The following is a 16174-nucleotide window of genomic DNA, read 5'->3' as shown; positions in this document are numbered from 1 at the left end:
TAATTTTTCATTTCTTATGCGTCCAACTCTGAGTTATAGTCTGTTACAATTGTCCACTTCCCCTAAAATGGAACAACTATAATTAGATTTTCTGCCCTGAAAACAGCAGAGGTCATGATGAAAAAAGCACGTTTACCGAATCGCAGATTGTCAGTATTTTAAAGCTGATTGATTCCGGCATGAAGATCGAAGAAATTTGTCGTCAGAATGGGATCAGTAACGCCACGTATTACAACTGGAAATCAAAATGTGATGATGTGTAACCTACTGATATTAAACAGCTTAATGGGTTTGAGGATGAGGTGCCAGACTTAAAAATTTGCACTAAAACAATACTCCACTGATCATCCTAACAGTTATATATTTCATAGAATCACTAAATTCCCAGCCAGACTAAATGCAAATATATTCCTTATGATTTGTCTCCAAATTAGCATATTCTATTACAAAAGGAATCATAATGAAAAGGAACAAAAGATTTACCTCTGTGAGAAGCAAGATAGAAAGCCAAAAACGAAAATTTGAAAAAATAATTAAGCAAAATAAAACAGATGAAGAAAAAACATCAATTATATTTAATGAATTATCACTACTAAGACAGACTTCTACTACAGCAGCTATACATGCCTACAAAAATTTCTTAAGCATTGAAGGTGCCGATAAGTTAATGCGGGCAAGATATATATCCAATGACGAAAATATATTTAAAATCAGTCGGGTACGCGTAATTGAAAAAGAAACAAGCACGGATGTCATAAATTGGGTGACAACCACATTATCATATTTCTCGAATGAAATTAATGAATTTCTAGTAATGAGAAATGAATTCATTAAATCACTTATGAATTCATCATTTGGTGAAGCAGCAAAACTATTAGACGAAATAGAGCATAAGTTTGGGAAAACTTTTTGGAGTTTAACAAACAAAATGATACTAGTCTATTTCAAAAAAGATTTGGCAGAATTCAACCGTATATCTAAAGAAATGCAATTACTCGAACATTCATATTCTAAATCTCGCATAGGATATGAGGTAGTAAGATGCAACAGGAATATCTCGGCTGAAAGATACGTTTTTTCTATTGGAAAAATGATTGAGGAAGTGAGGTTGGATGGCATTTTTCATGCGATCGATACAATTTGTTACAGACATTTATTCGACCCTTCAGCCAACTATGAATCAATAATTAACATATATAAAAATGACTATGACATAAGAATAATAGACCAATATATTTCCTATTTGAGATTTGTTTTATATTTGAAAAATTGTAGTTTACTATCCGATGAATCAGAATCCACCTTAGAGCAATTAAATTTACTCATCGATGATAAAGAGCTAAAAAACTTAGTAAGTAATATGCGTGATTTTAATGGTAACAGAATAAATGAGGGTCAGGTTTTATACCAAAAAATCATAATGCTTTACCTTGAGGAGTCATATGAAGAAGTAGTAGATTTATGTGAACGTACACTGGTTGACGAACCTAACTTATCTGTTATCTATATCCCTTACGCGAAATCATTAATACAACTTGAGAAATACTGTTCCTTTAATAATGTCTTGGGTGAGATCATCAATTTAATAATTAATATTACATTAGATAATGACACTGAGAACTCCCTTGCGCAGTTAATGAAAATAAGTCAAGTACTGAATGATTATAATTGGTCATTCATCCTAAACTGTGTTCTAGCAAGTTATAACGCTGAAGGTGATAGTAACACTCATAAAAAATACAGTTTTGTAGACTTATGTTCACTTAACAGTAACATAATGGATCTTGATGAACTCAGCAAAGATATCATTAATAACGAATCAATACCGGATTGGCGAAAAAATAAATATACAGCTGATCACTTATATCACTTAACAGAATATGAGCAAGCACTAAAATACTATAAAATGCTAAATTCGCGTGATGAATCATATGCACGCTCTAAAATAATACAGTGCTATTACAAACTAGGCAATACTGATAAGGCTAATGAAATTATGGCCACGGAATTATTAAAGGAGACGAATCCTAAAACTTTACCAATAAAAATTATAGTTAACGACATTATAAAAAATCTTACATTCACCACTGACAATAATAAACTACTGAATTCAGCTATAATTTTACACTATTACAACCAATATATTTCTAACGATTACACCCAACCTCTATCAGATATTTGCGAGAATTACTTTAATAACCTTGGTATTTTTGAACATCATGAAATTAAATTTGAAAATCCCAATATAAACTCTTTTTTATTAGAGAGAATATTAAATTTAGAAGTTCTTGATGGCATGAGTACATTTTTCAACACTGATAGTGATGTACTCTTTTTTAGAGTATCCATTAATAGAATTTTGCTGTCTAATCTAAACTCTTATAATATTGAAAAATGCAGCTTTATTTTTGAGGAAGCTCGATCTCTTCTGAATAAAATTGTTATTAATTTATGTTCCCATGAGGCTGGCGCTGGCAGAATATACATAGATAAAACTAGTATAAGAAATAAAATCAATGACGAAGTGAAAAATGATTTAGATATATTGAAAAAATATGAAGAGCGTGATTTGTCATATCAAATACAGGATATAGATGAAGAACATGATGCATTATTTTATAGTTCTGATAACGAATTTTTCAATGGTGTAATGGCATTATTATATAAAATCACAAACGATTATACTTTGGATAAGCTATATGGTCTCGATCAATCATTGAACATGGGAATAAGGCATGGAGGATTTGTTAATTTACTTTGGGCGCCTCTTAAACGTAACAATATTTCAGCTAAAAAACATGATGAAAATAAATTCTCACCCAACCCAGTTTGGCGTACAGATTTTGGATATTTTAAGGATTCAATCCTTGATGGCATAGACAATGCTTTGGTCGATTTTAATAAAAAGGCAAATGCAATAATTAACCAAGCAAAAAATAAAGTTCATATAAATACTGGTGAGTTTGGTTACAACTCTAAACTATTCGAGTTTTCGCTTGAACCTGACTACCAAGCGTCTGTAGCAAGTAGAATCGACTCTCTATCTGCAGAAACGTTAATTGATGATGTATTCCTTTATCTTGACAAGCAGACGAATGAGAAAATGGCTATTGCAAGAGGAGAGTTCGTGGATTCAATTGAAAAGGAAATGTTTGAAGAAATAAAAAATCTCAAGGATAAACTTGAAAGTGATGGGTTGGATGTTATAGCAATTCAGCGTGCGGTATCAAAATCAAAGGATGAGTTGAAAGAATCATTTATCCAATTAAGAACGTGGTTTGACTGGGCTAAACAAACTAAAACAAATTTTGATTTAAACGTTGCACTTAAAAAAGCAGAGTCTGCTGCTAGTCAATACTATCCCTGGTTAAAGTTCAATTTAAGTGGATATAACAACTCTACATCTAATTTTCTCGGTCAATATTTTACCGATACAGTTATGATTTTAACCTTAATTATAGATAATGCACTAAAACATTCAAATCCTCGTGATAATTACCTTATCACTTACAATATTAATGAGCATAATAATTCATTGCAACTGAGTTTTACAAACACCTTAGATTTTGATTTACAGGAAGAACAATGCAAGAAAATCGTACAAATAAATGAAGATCTTGCCGAAAATCGGATTGATAATTCTACTAAAGATAATGGCAGTGGTATCTATAAAGTAAAAAAAATCATCACGCATCATCTAAAAGTTGAAAATAGAGTTAGCGTTGTATATTCAAATAAGAAATTTGAAGTTTTAATTATTATCGAAGACATTGAACCAATTAAGGAAAAATAATTGAAAATTCTTATTGCTGATGATAGCATTTATAAACAAGACATCCTTAGCGCATATATAAAAAATAAATTTCCTGATGCGGATATAAGCCAGAGTTATTCATTTAATTCAACTAGAAAGCAAATATTTGAGAATGTTTTCTCATTAATCCTGTTAGATATGACCATGCCTACTTTTGATTCAAATGACAAGTCCGCTACAGTTAGTGAAAGCAGAAACAGACCTTTAGCTGGGAAGGAAATAATTTCGTCCATGGCCTATAGGAAGCTTTGCTCACCCGTCATACTAGTTACTCAGTTTGAAGTTTTTGGGAGGCACAATCAACTAACTTCAATCGATGATATATTTGATGAAATAAATGGACTTTATCCAGATATTATAAAGGGCTCGGTTTTATTTGATTTCCAATCAGACTCTTGGAAGTCAAAATTAGATAACTTTATTTTAAAAATGGAACTAAAATGAACATTCTCATTGTTGAAGATGATGACAATAAAGCACAGGATATCATAACCTTTTTAATCAATGAAGGTGTCATGCCATTAAGTATTAAAACTGTTGATAATGTTAATGATGCACTTACTCTTTTAAGAGAAACAAAATATGACATTCTTTTACTTGATTTGAGTTTGCCGTTACGAAAATCAGGCCATCCAATCCCGGATGGTGGCTCCAAGATTTTATATAACTTGACGAGTCCATACTTTTTAACACCCAGCCATGTTATTGGGTTAACACAATTTTCAGATTTGTCAGAAAATGAAAGACCTAAGTTTCAAAAATTTGATTTTAATATTTATGATTATAATGTCGATACCTGGAAGGATATCCTTTCGCAAAAACTAAAATGGATACTTAAAGATACTACAAGTGTAGCAGAGAGAGCTGGTCATGATAAAATCATCATATTAACTCATGGGATTATGACTAGTGGGAAATGGCAATCACAAGTAACCGAAATTTTTAAAGATACGGCCAAAGAGATTATTCCTTTTAGATATCCTCACTTTTCAGCTTTTAAAATACTTCTGCCGCGGACTCGTAAAAAAATATTGAATGCCTATGTGGATTTTGTAATAAAAATATGCCAAGAACACCCGACAGCTGAACTTAATTTCATTTCACATAGTTTTGGAACATACATGACGATAACAGCTTTGAATAATGCTAATTTTTTGTTCCCTCCAGCAATTAATAATATAATTCTATGTGGCAGTGTTTTAAAACAAGATTACGACATTTCTGCTTTTATAGATAAAACGCAAACTCTGAAACTGATTAATGATTGTGCCTATGACGATAAAGCCCTTATATTTAGCAATATGTTTTGTTTTGGACTCGGTCATGCAGGTAGAATAGGATTTAATGGCTATCACGAGAAGTTAGTAAATCGTTTTTTTAAGGGGGGGCATAGTACTTTCTTTTCTGAAAAGAATAATATATTGCGCAGCTGGTTTAATGCGATAGAGAACTCAGACGTTGATCTATTTGACATGAGGGGCACTAATATCTTCGCTGAGAGCATTGACTCTGTGATGAATTTAATTGCTCCACTAGTCAAGGCCACATATATTCCTGTAATAGCTCTAATCTTCATTCTTTATTTGCAATGACAAAATTAATGTTAGACGTATAATGTAAGCATAACCAATTTTGTTTGATAGTGATTAATATAATTGAAAATTCTAGAGGCATTAATAAATAATAATTTTGATATCACTCTCCAAAGGTTGATAAGGGCGTGGCATGACGTTGCGCTAGAAAATTGGGGTAAATCTAAATACTTAGAAGTCGAGCCTGGCGTCGCTATCATATATTTCGTTTAAAATCCCAGCGAAATAGATATAGGAAGTACGATAGCTAAGACACCTAAATTTGTAGGAAAAATTTACCGTACACCTTGTTCTTGTTTTATGTGTGGGAATCAAAGAAAATACCATGGTATAAACATTCAAGAGCACAGAGCATCATTGCTTTTTACTGATTGACTTTTATAGTTCAAGCTAACAGATTCTTAAAAGACTCCAACTTCAGGAGCCTATATTTAAATACAATGTTCATTCTAACTTTATTATTTAAGCCAACTATCCCTTGTAATATATAGCCCTAGTCAAGAACAAACTATTCCCCCATTAAAAGCCCAATATTACCATTTTGTTCCTTAACTTTTTATTAGCTTAATTATCTCATCCTTTACACAAGCTAAAAAACTCACCTATGCAAAACACAAAACTCGTCACCGGACTTAACAGTTATCTTTTTTCTCCATCAGAACGCTCACGGTCAATCTTTGTCAGTTGCGCATTAAGTTGATGTTCTGTCATTCCATGTTTGTATGCATTGTATTGCCAGATAACAAACTGCTGTTTGTACCTCCGGTTCATCAGACCAAAGGGTAGAGGATTTATTTAATGGCTTCTTTGCTTGCTTACGCTGAGCAAAATCTCGCAGGTCGTCCAGCTCATGTGGTTTTAATAAATTTTTGGTCAAAAAACGCTACTCAAGGTCAATTCCACGAATATCTAAAAAGCGTAGCAAAACAACCAGATTGCTAGTCGTCGCTGACATCGTTGAAAAAGCATCCCATCTATTGCGGAGTTGTGTCGTTAAATAAAGAGTAGGGTAATACACGGGAAGGCCAGAAGAACGATTCATCACCATGCAGTAGCGCTCGCCACTGTCCATGATAAATGTTGTAAGCCCGTAGTGATTCTTCATGCACCTACACCTCATAAACTTTACACAACTGCAAGGTACATAATTTTCTAAAAAGGGGTCAATAACAAATTGACAGTTTTGAGATATCAAATGCAAAAAAGCCCCTGAATTAACAGAGGCTTGATAGAAAATTCATGACTAAATGTTCTTAGGTAAATCCTAGAATGGAATGTCGTCATCAAAATCCATTGGTGGTTCATTGTTTGGTGCAGGTGCTGCTGCGGGTTGTTGTGCTGGGCGAGATTGTGCACCACCGCTAAATTGTTGTGATGCTTGTGGCTGTTGTGGTTGGCCCCAACCGCCTTGGCCACCTTGTGAAGGTGCGCCATCTTGACCACCACGGCCACCTAACATCTGCATTGAGCCACCGATGTTAACGACAACTTCAGTGCTATATCTGTCTTGACCACTTTGGTCTTGCCATTTACGTGTTTGTAATTGACCTTCGATATACACTTGTGAACCTTTACGCAGATATTCGCCTGCAATTTCAGCTAATTTGCCGAAAATTACCACACGGTGCCACTCGGTTTTTTCTTTCATTTCACCGGTTTGTTTATCGCGCCAGCTTTCTGATGTTGCCAGTGTTAGGTTGGCAACTGCACCGCCACTTGGCATATAACGGATTTCTGGATCCTGCCCTAAATTACCGATAAGAATAACTTTGTTTACGCCTCTGCTCGCCATGTGAGGTACTCCTGCGAAAGTAAATTTTTTGAAATCATAAGCGAATAAGTTTATCACGTACGCTAAAATTTGAATATGACGTGTGATGAATTTCTCAATTGTGAACATTGTCGATATTTTTTTGTCTCAAAATGACAGGTTTACATCATCATTCAATTTCACTATATATACTGTATATCCATTCAGTTAACTTTGTGTCATAATTATCCGATTATTTCTTTTTCGGCGACTCTCTCAATCCGGGATATATTCATGGATAAAATCGAAGTACGGGGCGCTCGCACCCATAATCTAAAAAATATCAATTTGGTCATTCCTCGCGATAAACTTATTGTTATTACGGGACTTTCAGGCTCAGGTAAATCCTCTTTAGCCTTTGATACGCTTTATGCAGAAGGACAACGACGTTATGTTGAATCACTTTCTGCTTATGCTCGTCAGTTTCTTTCGTTAATGGAAAAACCTGATGTTGATCACATTGAAGGTTTATCTCCCGCTATTTCGATTGAACAAAAATCTACATCACATAACCCACGTTCAACGGTGGGAACAATTACCGAAATACACGATTACCTACGTCTCTTATTTGCGCGCGTTGGTGAACCTCGTTGCCCTGATCATGATATTCCATTAGCCGCACAAACGGTCAGTCAAATGGTTGATAATGTGCTTGAACAGCCTGAAGGTAAGCGTTTAATGCTGTTAGCACCAGTGGTGAAAGAGCGTAAAGGTGAGCACATTAAGCTACTGAATAATCTTGCAGCTCAAGGTTATATTCGTGCGCGTATTGACGGTGAAGTGTGCGATCTTTCTGATCCACCAACATTAGAATTACAGAAAAAACATACCATTGAAGTGGTAATTGACCGTTTTAAAGTACGTGACGATCTCGCTCAACGTCTAGCGGAATCTTTTGAAACCGCGTTAGAACTTTCAGGTGGTACTGCCGTTATCTCTGATATGGATGATAACAATGCAGAAGACATTATTTTTTCTGCGAATTTCGCGTGTCCTGTTTGTGGCTACAGCATGAGCGAGTTAGAACCTCGTTTATTCTCTTTTAACAACCCTGCAGGAGCTTGTCCAACCTGTGATGGTTTAGGTGTGCAGCAATTTTTTGATCCCGATTTAGTGATCCAAAACCGAGAGATCTCTCTTGCTGGTGGTGCGATTAAAGGGTGGGATCGTCGTAATTTCTACTATTTCCAGATGCTGCGTTCACTGAGTGAACATTATCATTTTGATGTTGAAGCACCGTTTGATTCCTTGCCAGATAATATCCAAAAAATAGTTTTGACTGGCTCAGGTAAAGAAAATATCGAATTTAAATACACTAACGACCGAGGTGATGTTGTTGTTCGTCATCATCCTTTTGAAGGTGTACTAAATAATATGGAACGCCGTTACCGCGAGACAGAATCAAGCGCGGTGCGTGAAGAACTTTCTAAGTACATTAGTAACCGTCCTTGTGCATCATGTGGTGGTACGCGCTTACGTCGTGAAGCTCGCCATGTATATGTTGAAAATACAACATTGCCTGAAATTGCAGATTACAGCATTGGTCATGCCATGACCTTTTTCCAAAATTTAAAGCTCAGTGGGCAGAGAGCGAAGATTGCAGAAAAAGTGTTAAAAGAAATTGGCGATCGACTGAAGTTTTTGGTTAATGTTGGCTTAAATTACCTCACACTTTCTCGTTCAGCTGAAACATTATCTGGTGGTGAAGCACAGCGTATTCGCTTGGCGAGCCAAATTGGTGCTGGGTTAGTGGGCGTTATGTATGTATTAGATGAGCCTTCTATTGGATTACATCAACGAGATAACGATCGCCTACTTGAAACATTGATCCACCTACGTAATTTAGGTAATACCGTGATCGTTGTTGAGCATGATGAAGATGCTATCCGTGCAGCAGATCATGTTATCGATATTGGCCCTGGTGCAGGTGTTCATGGTGGTGAGATTGTTGCTCAGGGGACACTTGAAGATATCATTAATAATCCGAACTCGTTAACAGGTAAGTTTTTAAGTGGAGAGCGCCGTATCGCTATTCCAGAGCAGCGTGTTCCGGTTGATCGAGAAAAAATGCTGACCATTCTTGGTGCAAAAGGCAATAACTTAAAAAATGTAAATCTGAAATTACCAGTAGGTTTATTTACCTGTATTACGGGGGTATCAGGTTCAGGCAAATCAACGCTTATCAATGATACGTTATTCCCTATTGCGCAACGCCAATTAAATGGTGCCACAACTATTGTGCCTGCACCTTATTTAGATGTTGAAGGTCTAGAGTATTTCGATAAAGTTATTGATATTAACCAAAGTCCAATTGGCCGAACTCCTCGTTCAAATCCCGCAACCTATACTGGTGTTTTTACACCTATTCGAGAGTTATTTGCGGGTGTTCCTGAATCTCGTACTCGTGGTTATACGCCAGGTCGTTTCAGTTTCAACGTAAAAGGTGGGCGCTGCGAAGCTTGCCAAGGTGATGGTGTATTAAAAGTTGAAATGCACTTTTTACCGGATGTTTATGTTCCTTGTGATCAATGTAAAGGTCAGCGCTATAACCGTGAAACTCTTGAAATTAAATACAAAGGGAAAAATATTCACGAAGCCTTGGATATGACTATCGAAGAGGCAAGAGAGTTTTTTGATGCTGTTCCTGCGCTGGCTCGTAAGTTACAAACATTGATTGATGTTGGGTTGTCTTATATTCGTTTGGGGCAATCAGCGACCACATTATCAGGTGGTGAGGCACAACGGGTTAAGTTAGCGAAAGAGTTGTCAAAACGTGGCACTGGGCAGACACTCTATATTTTAGATGAACCCACAACAGGACTTCACTTTGCTGATATTGAGTTACTGCTTGAAGTTCTTCATCAGTTACGTGATCAAGGTAATACGATTGTGGTGATTGAACACAATCTTGATGTGATCAAGACTGCAGACTGGATTGTCGATCTTGGTCCTGAAGGCGGAAGTGGTGGTGGTCAAATTTTAGTGTCAGGCACACCAGAGCAAGTTGCGGAATTTGAAGGTTCACATACCGCAAGATTCTTAAAGCCAATCCTAGAGCGTGGTTATTAGTACTAGGCTGTTTATTCCCTTATAATCTAAGCGCTACAGATAATAAACTCTTTATTGTTTGTAGCGCTTTTCTTCAAGAAAAGTAAATCTATCATAAATGATAGAATTTAATTCTATTGAAAAAAGTATTCTCTTTTCACCATTCACTTCCTTATATATTTTTATATTATTAATTCTCATTTTTATAAAAAAATAGATTAAATAGTTATTCATGCTGTTTTGTAACGCAATTTTAACCAAATACGATACAACAAAGCTAAATAGAAAAGATTATCATAGTATATCGTGATAGACAGCACAGTTTATTTGGTGATTTGTTTCAATTGTTATACTTGACTATTATTGTATAACAATAGATATTTTTCTTTATTAATCATGTTGTTGTGTGTTTTTTGAGGTTACAATAGAGGGAAGGTTATTATTTACTATGCTCTTTGAACAGATAATCCTACTTTTCTCCTTTAGAGAGAATTATTTTCCAAATCATTTCAGGCTATCACGATTTATAACAACTTTTTTCTCCGTAATATTCCCTATCATTTACCCATAATAAATAACGCCTGCAAAGAATAAGGTTATTTTGATATCGCAACGTTAGATAGAGCTTTTTTACCCCCAAAATTCGTTTTGCTATTAACAATTACAATATAAAAAGTGAGTACTAATATGGAAACGGCTTCCTCAAAAACAGAGACCACAAGCTATCCCGCAACTAGTGCTGGCGCTCGCCGCGCAGGTATGACTGAACAAGAATGGCGTGCGGCTATTAAATTCGACGGCAATGATGTGGGCTGGGTTATCATGAGTATCGGTATGGCTATCGGTGCAGGTATTGTATTTTTACCTGTGCAGGTAGGCCTGATGGGATTATGGGTTTTCCTATTATCTTCGATCATTGGTTATCCAGCTATGTACCTTTTCCAACGCTTATTTATTAATACGTTGGCTGAATCTCCAGAGTGTAAAGACTATCCAAGCGTTATTACCGGCTATCTCGGTAAAAACTGGGGTATTTTATTAGGTGCACTCTACTTTGTGATGTTAGTTATTTGGATGTTTGTTTATTCAACAGCAATCACTAATGACAGTGCTTCTTACTTACAAACATTTGGTGTTACTGAAGGTTTGCTATCAGAAAATCCATTTTATGGTTTGATCCTGATTTGTGCCTTAGTCGCTATCTCTTCTCGTGGTGAACAATTACTGTTTAAAGTATCAAGCTTTATGGTACTGACTAAACTGTTTGTTGTTGCAGCGTTAGGGATCTCCATGATTGGTATGTGGCATCTTTATAATGTGGGCGCATTACCACCAGCGGGACGTTTAATTAAAGAAGCTATTATCACTTTACCTTTTACACTGACTTCAATTCTGTTTATCCAAACATTAAGCCCAATGGTTATCTCTTACCGTGGTCGTAATAAAAACCGTGAAGTTGCTCGTCATAAAGCGTTACGTGCAATGAACATCGCTTTCGGTGTGTTGTTCTGTACTGTTTTCTTCTATGCAATCTCATTCACATTAGCAATGGGTCATGATGAAGCGGTTAAAGCGTATGAGCAAAATATCTCTGCATTAGCGATTGCGGCGAAATTCTTCCCTGGTGGTTGGGTAACGGTTGTCAGCGTAATGCTGAACATCTTCGCCGTAATGACTGCATTCTTTGGTGTCTACTTAGGTTTCCGTGAAGCGACACAAGGGATTGTGATGAACATCCTGCAACGTTATATCCCAGCAGAGAAAATCAACCAAAAATGGGTACAAAACGGCATCATGATTTTCGCTGTGTTACTGGCATGGGGAGCCATTATCCTTAATGCGCCAGTATTGAGCTTTACGTCAATTTGTAGCCCAATCTTCGGTATGGTGGGTTGTCTTATCCCTGCATACTTAGTGTACAAAGTACCTATGTTACACAAATACAAAGGTGCGTCACTATACCTGATTATCTTTACCGGTTTACTGCTCGTTATCTCTCCGTTCTTGGCATTCTCATAGTCGCCAACTTCGGTTCTAGTTAGATGTTGTTGTAAAAAACTAAATTAATCCAAGGTGTTAGATTATGAGCAAGAACAAGAATTCTCATTTATGGTCACAGTTCGTTCGCCAGTTACGTGAAGGTGTTAAACCTGCAGTGGGTTGTACAGAGCCAATTTCATTAGCACTGGCAGCGGCAAAAGCAACCGCACTTTTAGGCGAGCCAGTTGTTCGTGTTGAGGCTTGGGTTTCACCAAACTTAATGAAAAATGGAATGGGCGTAACCGTACCTGGAACGGGAATGGCTGGGCTTCCTATTGCAGCCGCTCTGGGTGCTACGGGTGGCGATCCTGATGCAGGACTGGAAGTCTTGCTAAAGGCTTCCACGGAAGCAGTTGCTCAAGCTAAAACACTGGTTGCTGAAGGTAAAGTCACTGTTGGTGTGAAAGCACCATGTGAAGATGTTCTTTATTCTGAAGCAAAAGTGTATGGTCAATCTGGTTATGCCATTGTCAGTATTGCAAGAGAGCATACACATGTTGTTCGTTGTGAATGTAATGGTGACGTTGTTTTTGAGGAAGATAAAACAGCGTTTGCCAATAATTGTGAATGTACTGATGAAAAACCTTTTACTGATGTTTGTGCCGAAGATATCTATAACTTCGCACTTAATGTGCCTGTGAGTGAAATTGAGTTTATGCTCAATGCTGCCCATTTAAACGGTGCATTATCAGAAGAAGGGCTAAAAAACACCTATGGATTAGCAATTGGCCGTACATTAATTCTGCAACAAGAAAAAGGTTTGTTAGGTAAAGATTTACTTAATGAAATCATGATCAGAGCATCAGCTGCTTCTGATGCTCGCATGGGTGGTGCGGTATTACCTGCAATGAGTAACTCAGGCTCAGGTAATCAAGGGATCGCGGCAACATTACCTGTTATGGTTGTTGCTGAATTTATCCATGCTGATGATGAAACTTTATTGCGTGCGTTAGTTTTATCACACTTAATGGCGATTTATGTCCATAGCCATTTTCCACCGCTTTCTGCTCTTTGTGCTGCAACCACAGCTTCAATGGGGGCAGCGGCAGGAATGGCATGGTTACTGACTAAAGATTTCACCACCGTGAGTATGTCTATCAACAGTATGATTGGTGATATCAGTGGCATTATCTGTGATGGCGCATCAAATAGCTGTGCAATGAAAGTATCGAGTAGTGCTGCGAGTGCTTATAAAGCCGTATTAATGGCGATGCAAAATCAAAGTGTTGCGGGTACTGATGGTATTGTCAGTGATGATGTTGATAGCTCAATTGCAAACCTTTGTGCATTAGCCAGTCGCGCAATGCAATATACGGATATTCAAATTATTGAGATTATGGAAGAAAAAGCACGCCGTAATGCTGGGGAAAAGAAACTGGCTGTCAATATATAAAAGGTCAAAACCTAAAATGACAGTGAAAGTTATGATGCAGTAAAAAGAAATACCTGCTTATGAGAATAGGCAGGTATTTTTTATCGCAAAAGAGTGTGAGTAATTTAAATACTTACAGCCGCAAAAGCTTGGGCAATGCGCTGAACATTACCTGTATTGACACCAGCCATACAAACACGACCTGTACCAACAAGATAAATACCAAACTCTTCTCTTAATCTATCAACTTGTGCTTGTGTAAAACCGGTATAACTAAACATGCCACGTTGTGTTAATAAGTGATCAAAGTTCTTTTCAGGTAATGCTACTCTCAAGGCATTCACTAAAGTGACTCTCATCTCTTTAATACGATCACGCATATGTGCCACTTCTTTTTGCCATTGTGCTGTTAGCACTTGGTCTGAGAGCACTTTATTAACAATTTGTGCGCCGTAATTTGCTGGGCTTGAATAGATGCGACGTACACCTGCTTTTAGTTGACCTAACACATGTTCGCATTCAATGGCATTATTACAAACAATGGATAAACCGCCTGCACGCTCACCGTAGATCCCAAAGATTTTTGAAAACGAATTACTGATAAGTATCGGTAATCCTGCTTTTGCCATAGTACGAATAGCATAAGCATCATCATCTAAGTTTTCAGCAAATCCTTGATAAGCAATATCTAAAAATGGAATTGCTTGGCGAGATTTTAATACTTCGGTAACTTGATCCCATTGATCTTTAGTCAGATCAGAGCCTGTTGGGTTATGGCAACAAGGATGCATCAATACAATGCTTTTTTCAGGCAGTTTTTTAAAGCAATCTAATAGTGCTTCAAATTTTACGCCTTTGGTTTCAGGATCAAAGTAAGGGTAGTCATTCACTTTGAAACCGGAACCAGCAAAAATAGAACGATGATTATCCCAAGTTGGATCACTTATCCACACTTCTGATCCTGGGAAATAGCGATGCAGAAAATCAGCCCCCACTTTTAATGCACCTGATCCACCTAATGTTTGGATTGTGGCAATTTTCTTTTCTGCAATTAGAGGATTATCTGCACCGAAAAGGAGATCTTGAATTTCGCTACGATAAGGCGCTAGCCCTTCCATTGGTAAATAAAGTGTTGCTGTGGGTGTCATGGCATTGAGTTGCTGGCGTGCAACTGACACTGTTCCTAAAATAGGGGTTTTGCCTTCTTCATCATAATAAAGACCGATGCTTAAATTAATTTTATCCTGACGCGGGTCTTTGTTATAAACATCCATCAATGAGAGAATGGGATCTCCCGGAAACGCTTCAACCTGTTGAAACACGGCTTCTTCTCCAATCACTTTTAGTGTGTCATAGGGATACAATATCGTGTGTATTATTGTTCGTCTAGGTATTCCATGATGACGCGCGAGGTTAATTTTGTAATCAACTCATAGGCGCTAATACCACTATATTTGGCAATTTCTTCTACGGGTAGCACATCTCCCCATAAAATAGCTTCATCACCAACACTATCAATCAATTCAGTCCCCAAATCGACGCTGATCATATCCATCGAAACACGACCCACAATAGGCACTTTTCGACCATTAATCCACACAGGAGTACCTGACGGTGCACTGCGAGGATAGCCATCACCATAACCAATGGCGATAACGCCAAGATAAGTGTCTTTTTCACTTACCCATGTGCCACCATAACCAACTGGTTCACCCGCTTTATGTTTACGAACGGCGATCAGACTTGTTTTCAGTGTCATTGCCGGGGTTAAACCAAAGTCTTTGCCCGTTCTTTCATCACCAGTCGGAGAGATGCCATAAGTGATAATGCCAGGGCGAACCCATTGATAATGAACTTGAGGCCAAAATAAAATACCAGCAGAAGCTGCGATAGACTTATCACCGGCTTTATCTTGAATGAAATCTTGAAATAGTGAGATTTGTTTTTGTGTTGCTTCAGGAACATCAGGTTCATCAGCGCGACTAAAATGGCTCACAATATTGACAGGTTGTTGTACATTCTTGCAGGCAGAAAGTCGTAAATAAAAAGCCTGTGCATCTTCAGGGCGTATACCTAAACGGTGCATACCCGTATCGATTTTCATCCATACTTTTACGGGTTCATCTAAATTAGCTTGTTCTAAGGCTTCCAATTGCTCTTGGCTGTGAACAACGGTTTCAATATGGTTGACGACCAAAATAGGTAAATCAGCAATATCAAAAAAACCTTCTAATAAGAGGATGGGTTTTACAACTCCCCCACTTCGTAAGGTTAATGCCTCACCAATACGTGCAACACCAAAACAATCAGCATTATCCATTAAGGTATACGCTGTTTCTAATAACCCATGACCATAAGCGTTTGCTTTCACGACAGCTATCAGGTGGCTATGTGGGGCATAGTCTCTCACATGCTGAAAATTGTGACGCAGAGCGCGGCGATCTATCACTGCGGTTGCCGCTTTCATATTATTTCAATACTTCCTCTAATTAAATCAA

Annotated in this window: 10 protein-coding genes and 1 pseudogene; 7 read left to right on the top strand and 4 right to left on the bottom strand. The window is 37.2% G+C overall.

Features of this window, described 5'->3' with window-relative positions; genetic code table 11:
- Positions 1-86: 86 nt before the first annotated feature.
- From DK866_RS07800 to DK866_RS07785, 4 genes and pseudogenes are all read left to right on the top strand, one after another.
- Positions 87-260: pseudogene (locus DK866_RS07800) on the top strand (transposase); the annotation flags it as partial.
- A gap of 200 nt (positions 261-460) precedes the next feature.
- On the top strand, positions 461-3793 hold the full coding sequence (locus DK866_RS07795; protein WP_109408447.1) for a hypothetical protein: 3333 nt from the start codon (positions 461-463) through the stop codon (positions 3791-3793).
- The gene (locus DK866_RS07790) at positions 3794-4258 is read left to right on the top strand and encodes a hypothetical protein (RefSeq protein ID WP_109408446.1); all 465 of its coding nucleotides are present in this window, start codon (positions 3794-3796) and stop codon (positions 4256-4258) included. It begins immediately after the preceding gene.
- Positions 4255-5406, top strand: a complete 1152-nt coding sequence (locus tag DK866_RS07785) for a response regulator (RefSeq protein ID WP_109408445.1) — start codon at positions 4255-4257, stop codon at positions 5404-5406. The genes DK866_RS07790 and DK866_RS07785 overlap by 4 nt, the downstream gene beginning before the upstream one ends.
- 883 nt (positions 5407-6289) lie before the next feature.
- Here DK866_RS07785 and DK866_RS07775 read toward each other — a convergent pair.
- Positions 6290-6511 carry a hypothetical protein gene (locus DK866_RS07775; RefSeq protein WP_244179668.1) on the bottom strand — a complete coding sequence of 74 codons (222 nt, stop codon included), beginning with the start codon at positions 6509-6511 and terminating at the stop codon, positions 6290-6292.
- Positions 6512-6670: 159 nt separating this feature from the next.
- The gene (gene ssb1, locus DK866_RS07770; RefSeq protein WP_088494417.1) at positions 6671-7198 is read right to left on the bottom strand and encodes a single-stranded DNA-binding protein SSB1; all 528 of its coding nucleotides are present in this window, start codon (positions 7196-7198) and stop codon (positions 6671-6673) included.
- Between the two features lie 252 nt (positions 7199-7450).
- On the opposite strand from ssb1, the gene uvrA reads away from it, so the two are divergent.
- The 3 genes from uvrA to DK866_RS07755 all read left to right on the top strand — a co-directional run bounded on the left by uvrA (position 7451) and on the right by DK866_RS07755 (position 13697).
- A complete protein-coding gene (uvrA, locus tag DK866_RS07765; RefSeq protein WP_109408444.1) occupies positions 7451-10285 on the top strand; it encodes an excinuclease ABC subunit UvrA in 2835 nt (944 codons plus the stop codon).
- Between the two features lie 666 nt (positions 10286-10951).
- Positions 10952-12283 (top strand): amino acid permease, encoded by a 1332-nt coding sequence (locus DK866_RS07760; RefSeq protein WP_088494419.1) that lies wholly within the window; start codon positions 10952-10954, stop codon positions 12281-12283.
- 64 nt (positions 12284-12347) lie between these two features.
- A complete protein-coding gene (locus tag DK866_RS07755; RefSeq protein WP_109408443.1) occupies positions 12348-13697 on the top strand; it encodes a serine dehydratase subunit alpha family protein in 1350 nt (449 codons plus the stop codon).
- A 104-nt stretch (positions 13698-13801) separates the two neighbouring features.
- On the opposite strand, the gene DK866_RS07750 is transcribed toward DK866_RS07755, so the two are convergent.
- A complete protein-coding gene (locus DK866_RS07750) occupies positions 13802-14998 on the bottom strand; it encodes an aromatic amino acid transaminase (protein ID WP_109408442.1) in 1197 nt (398 codons plus the stop codon).
- 53 nt (positions 14999-15051) lie between these two features.
- Entirely contained in the window at positions 15052-16143 is a 1092-nt protein-coding gene (gene alr / locus DK866_RS07745) for an alanine racemase (RefSeq protein WP_109408441.1), read from the bottom strand.
- Between the last annotated feature and the right edge of the window lie 31 nt (positions 16144-16174).

The organism is Proteus genomosp. 4 str. ATCC 51469 (genome assembly GCF_003144375.1).
Lineage (GTDB): Bacteria > Pseudomonadota > Gammaproteobacteria > Enterobacterales > Enterobacteriaceae > Proteus.
This window is presented reverse-complemented; position numbering and strand designations above follow the sequence as displayed.

What these genes read in the sequence shown, in the direction of transcription:
- uvrA (WP_109408444.1), top strand. Translation starts at nt 7,451, where the DNA reads ATGGATAAAATCGAAGTACGGGGCGCTCGCACCCATAATCTAAAAAAT.
- DK866_RS07760 (WP_088494419.1), top strand. Translation starts at nt 10,952, where the DNA reads ATGGAAACGGCTTCCTCAAAAACAGAGACCACAAGCTATCCCGCAACT.
- DK866_RS07775 (WP_244179668.1), bottom strand. Translation starts at nt 6,511, where the DNA reads ATGAAGAATCACTACGGGCTTACAACATTTATCATGGACAGTGGCGAG.
- DK866_RS07755 (WP_109408443.1), top strand. Translation starts at nt 12,348, where the DNA reads ATGAGCAAGAACAAGAATTCTCATTTATGGTCACAGTTCGTTCGCCAG.
- alr (WP_109408441.1), bottom strand. Translation starts at nt 16,143, where the DNA reads ATGAAAGCGGCAACCGCAGTGATAGATCGCCGCGCTCTGCGTCACAAT.
- ssb1 (WP_088494417.1), bottom strand. Translation starts at nt 7,198, where the DNA reads ATGGCGAGCAGAGGCGTAAACAAAGTTATTCTTATCGGTAATTTAGGG.
- DK866_RS07785 (WP_109408445.1), top strand. Translation starts at nt 4,255, where the DNA reads ATGAACATTCTCATTGTTGAAGATGATGACAATAAAGCACAGGATATC.
- DK866_RS07795 (WP_109408447.1), top strand. Translation starts at nt 461, where the DNA reads ATGAAAAGGAACAAAAGATTTACCTCTGTGAGAAGCAAGATAGAAAGC.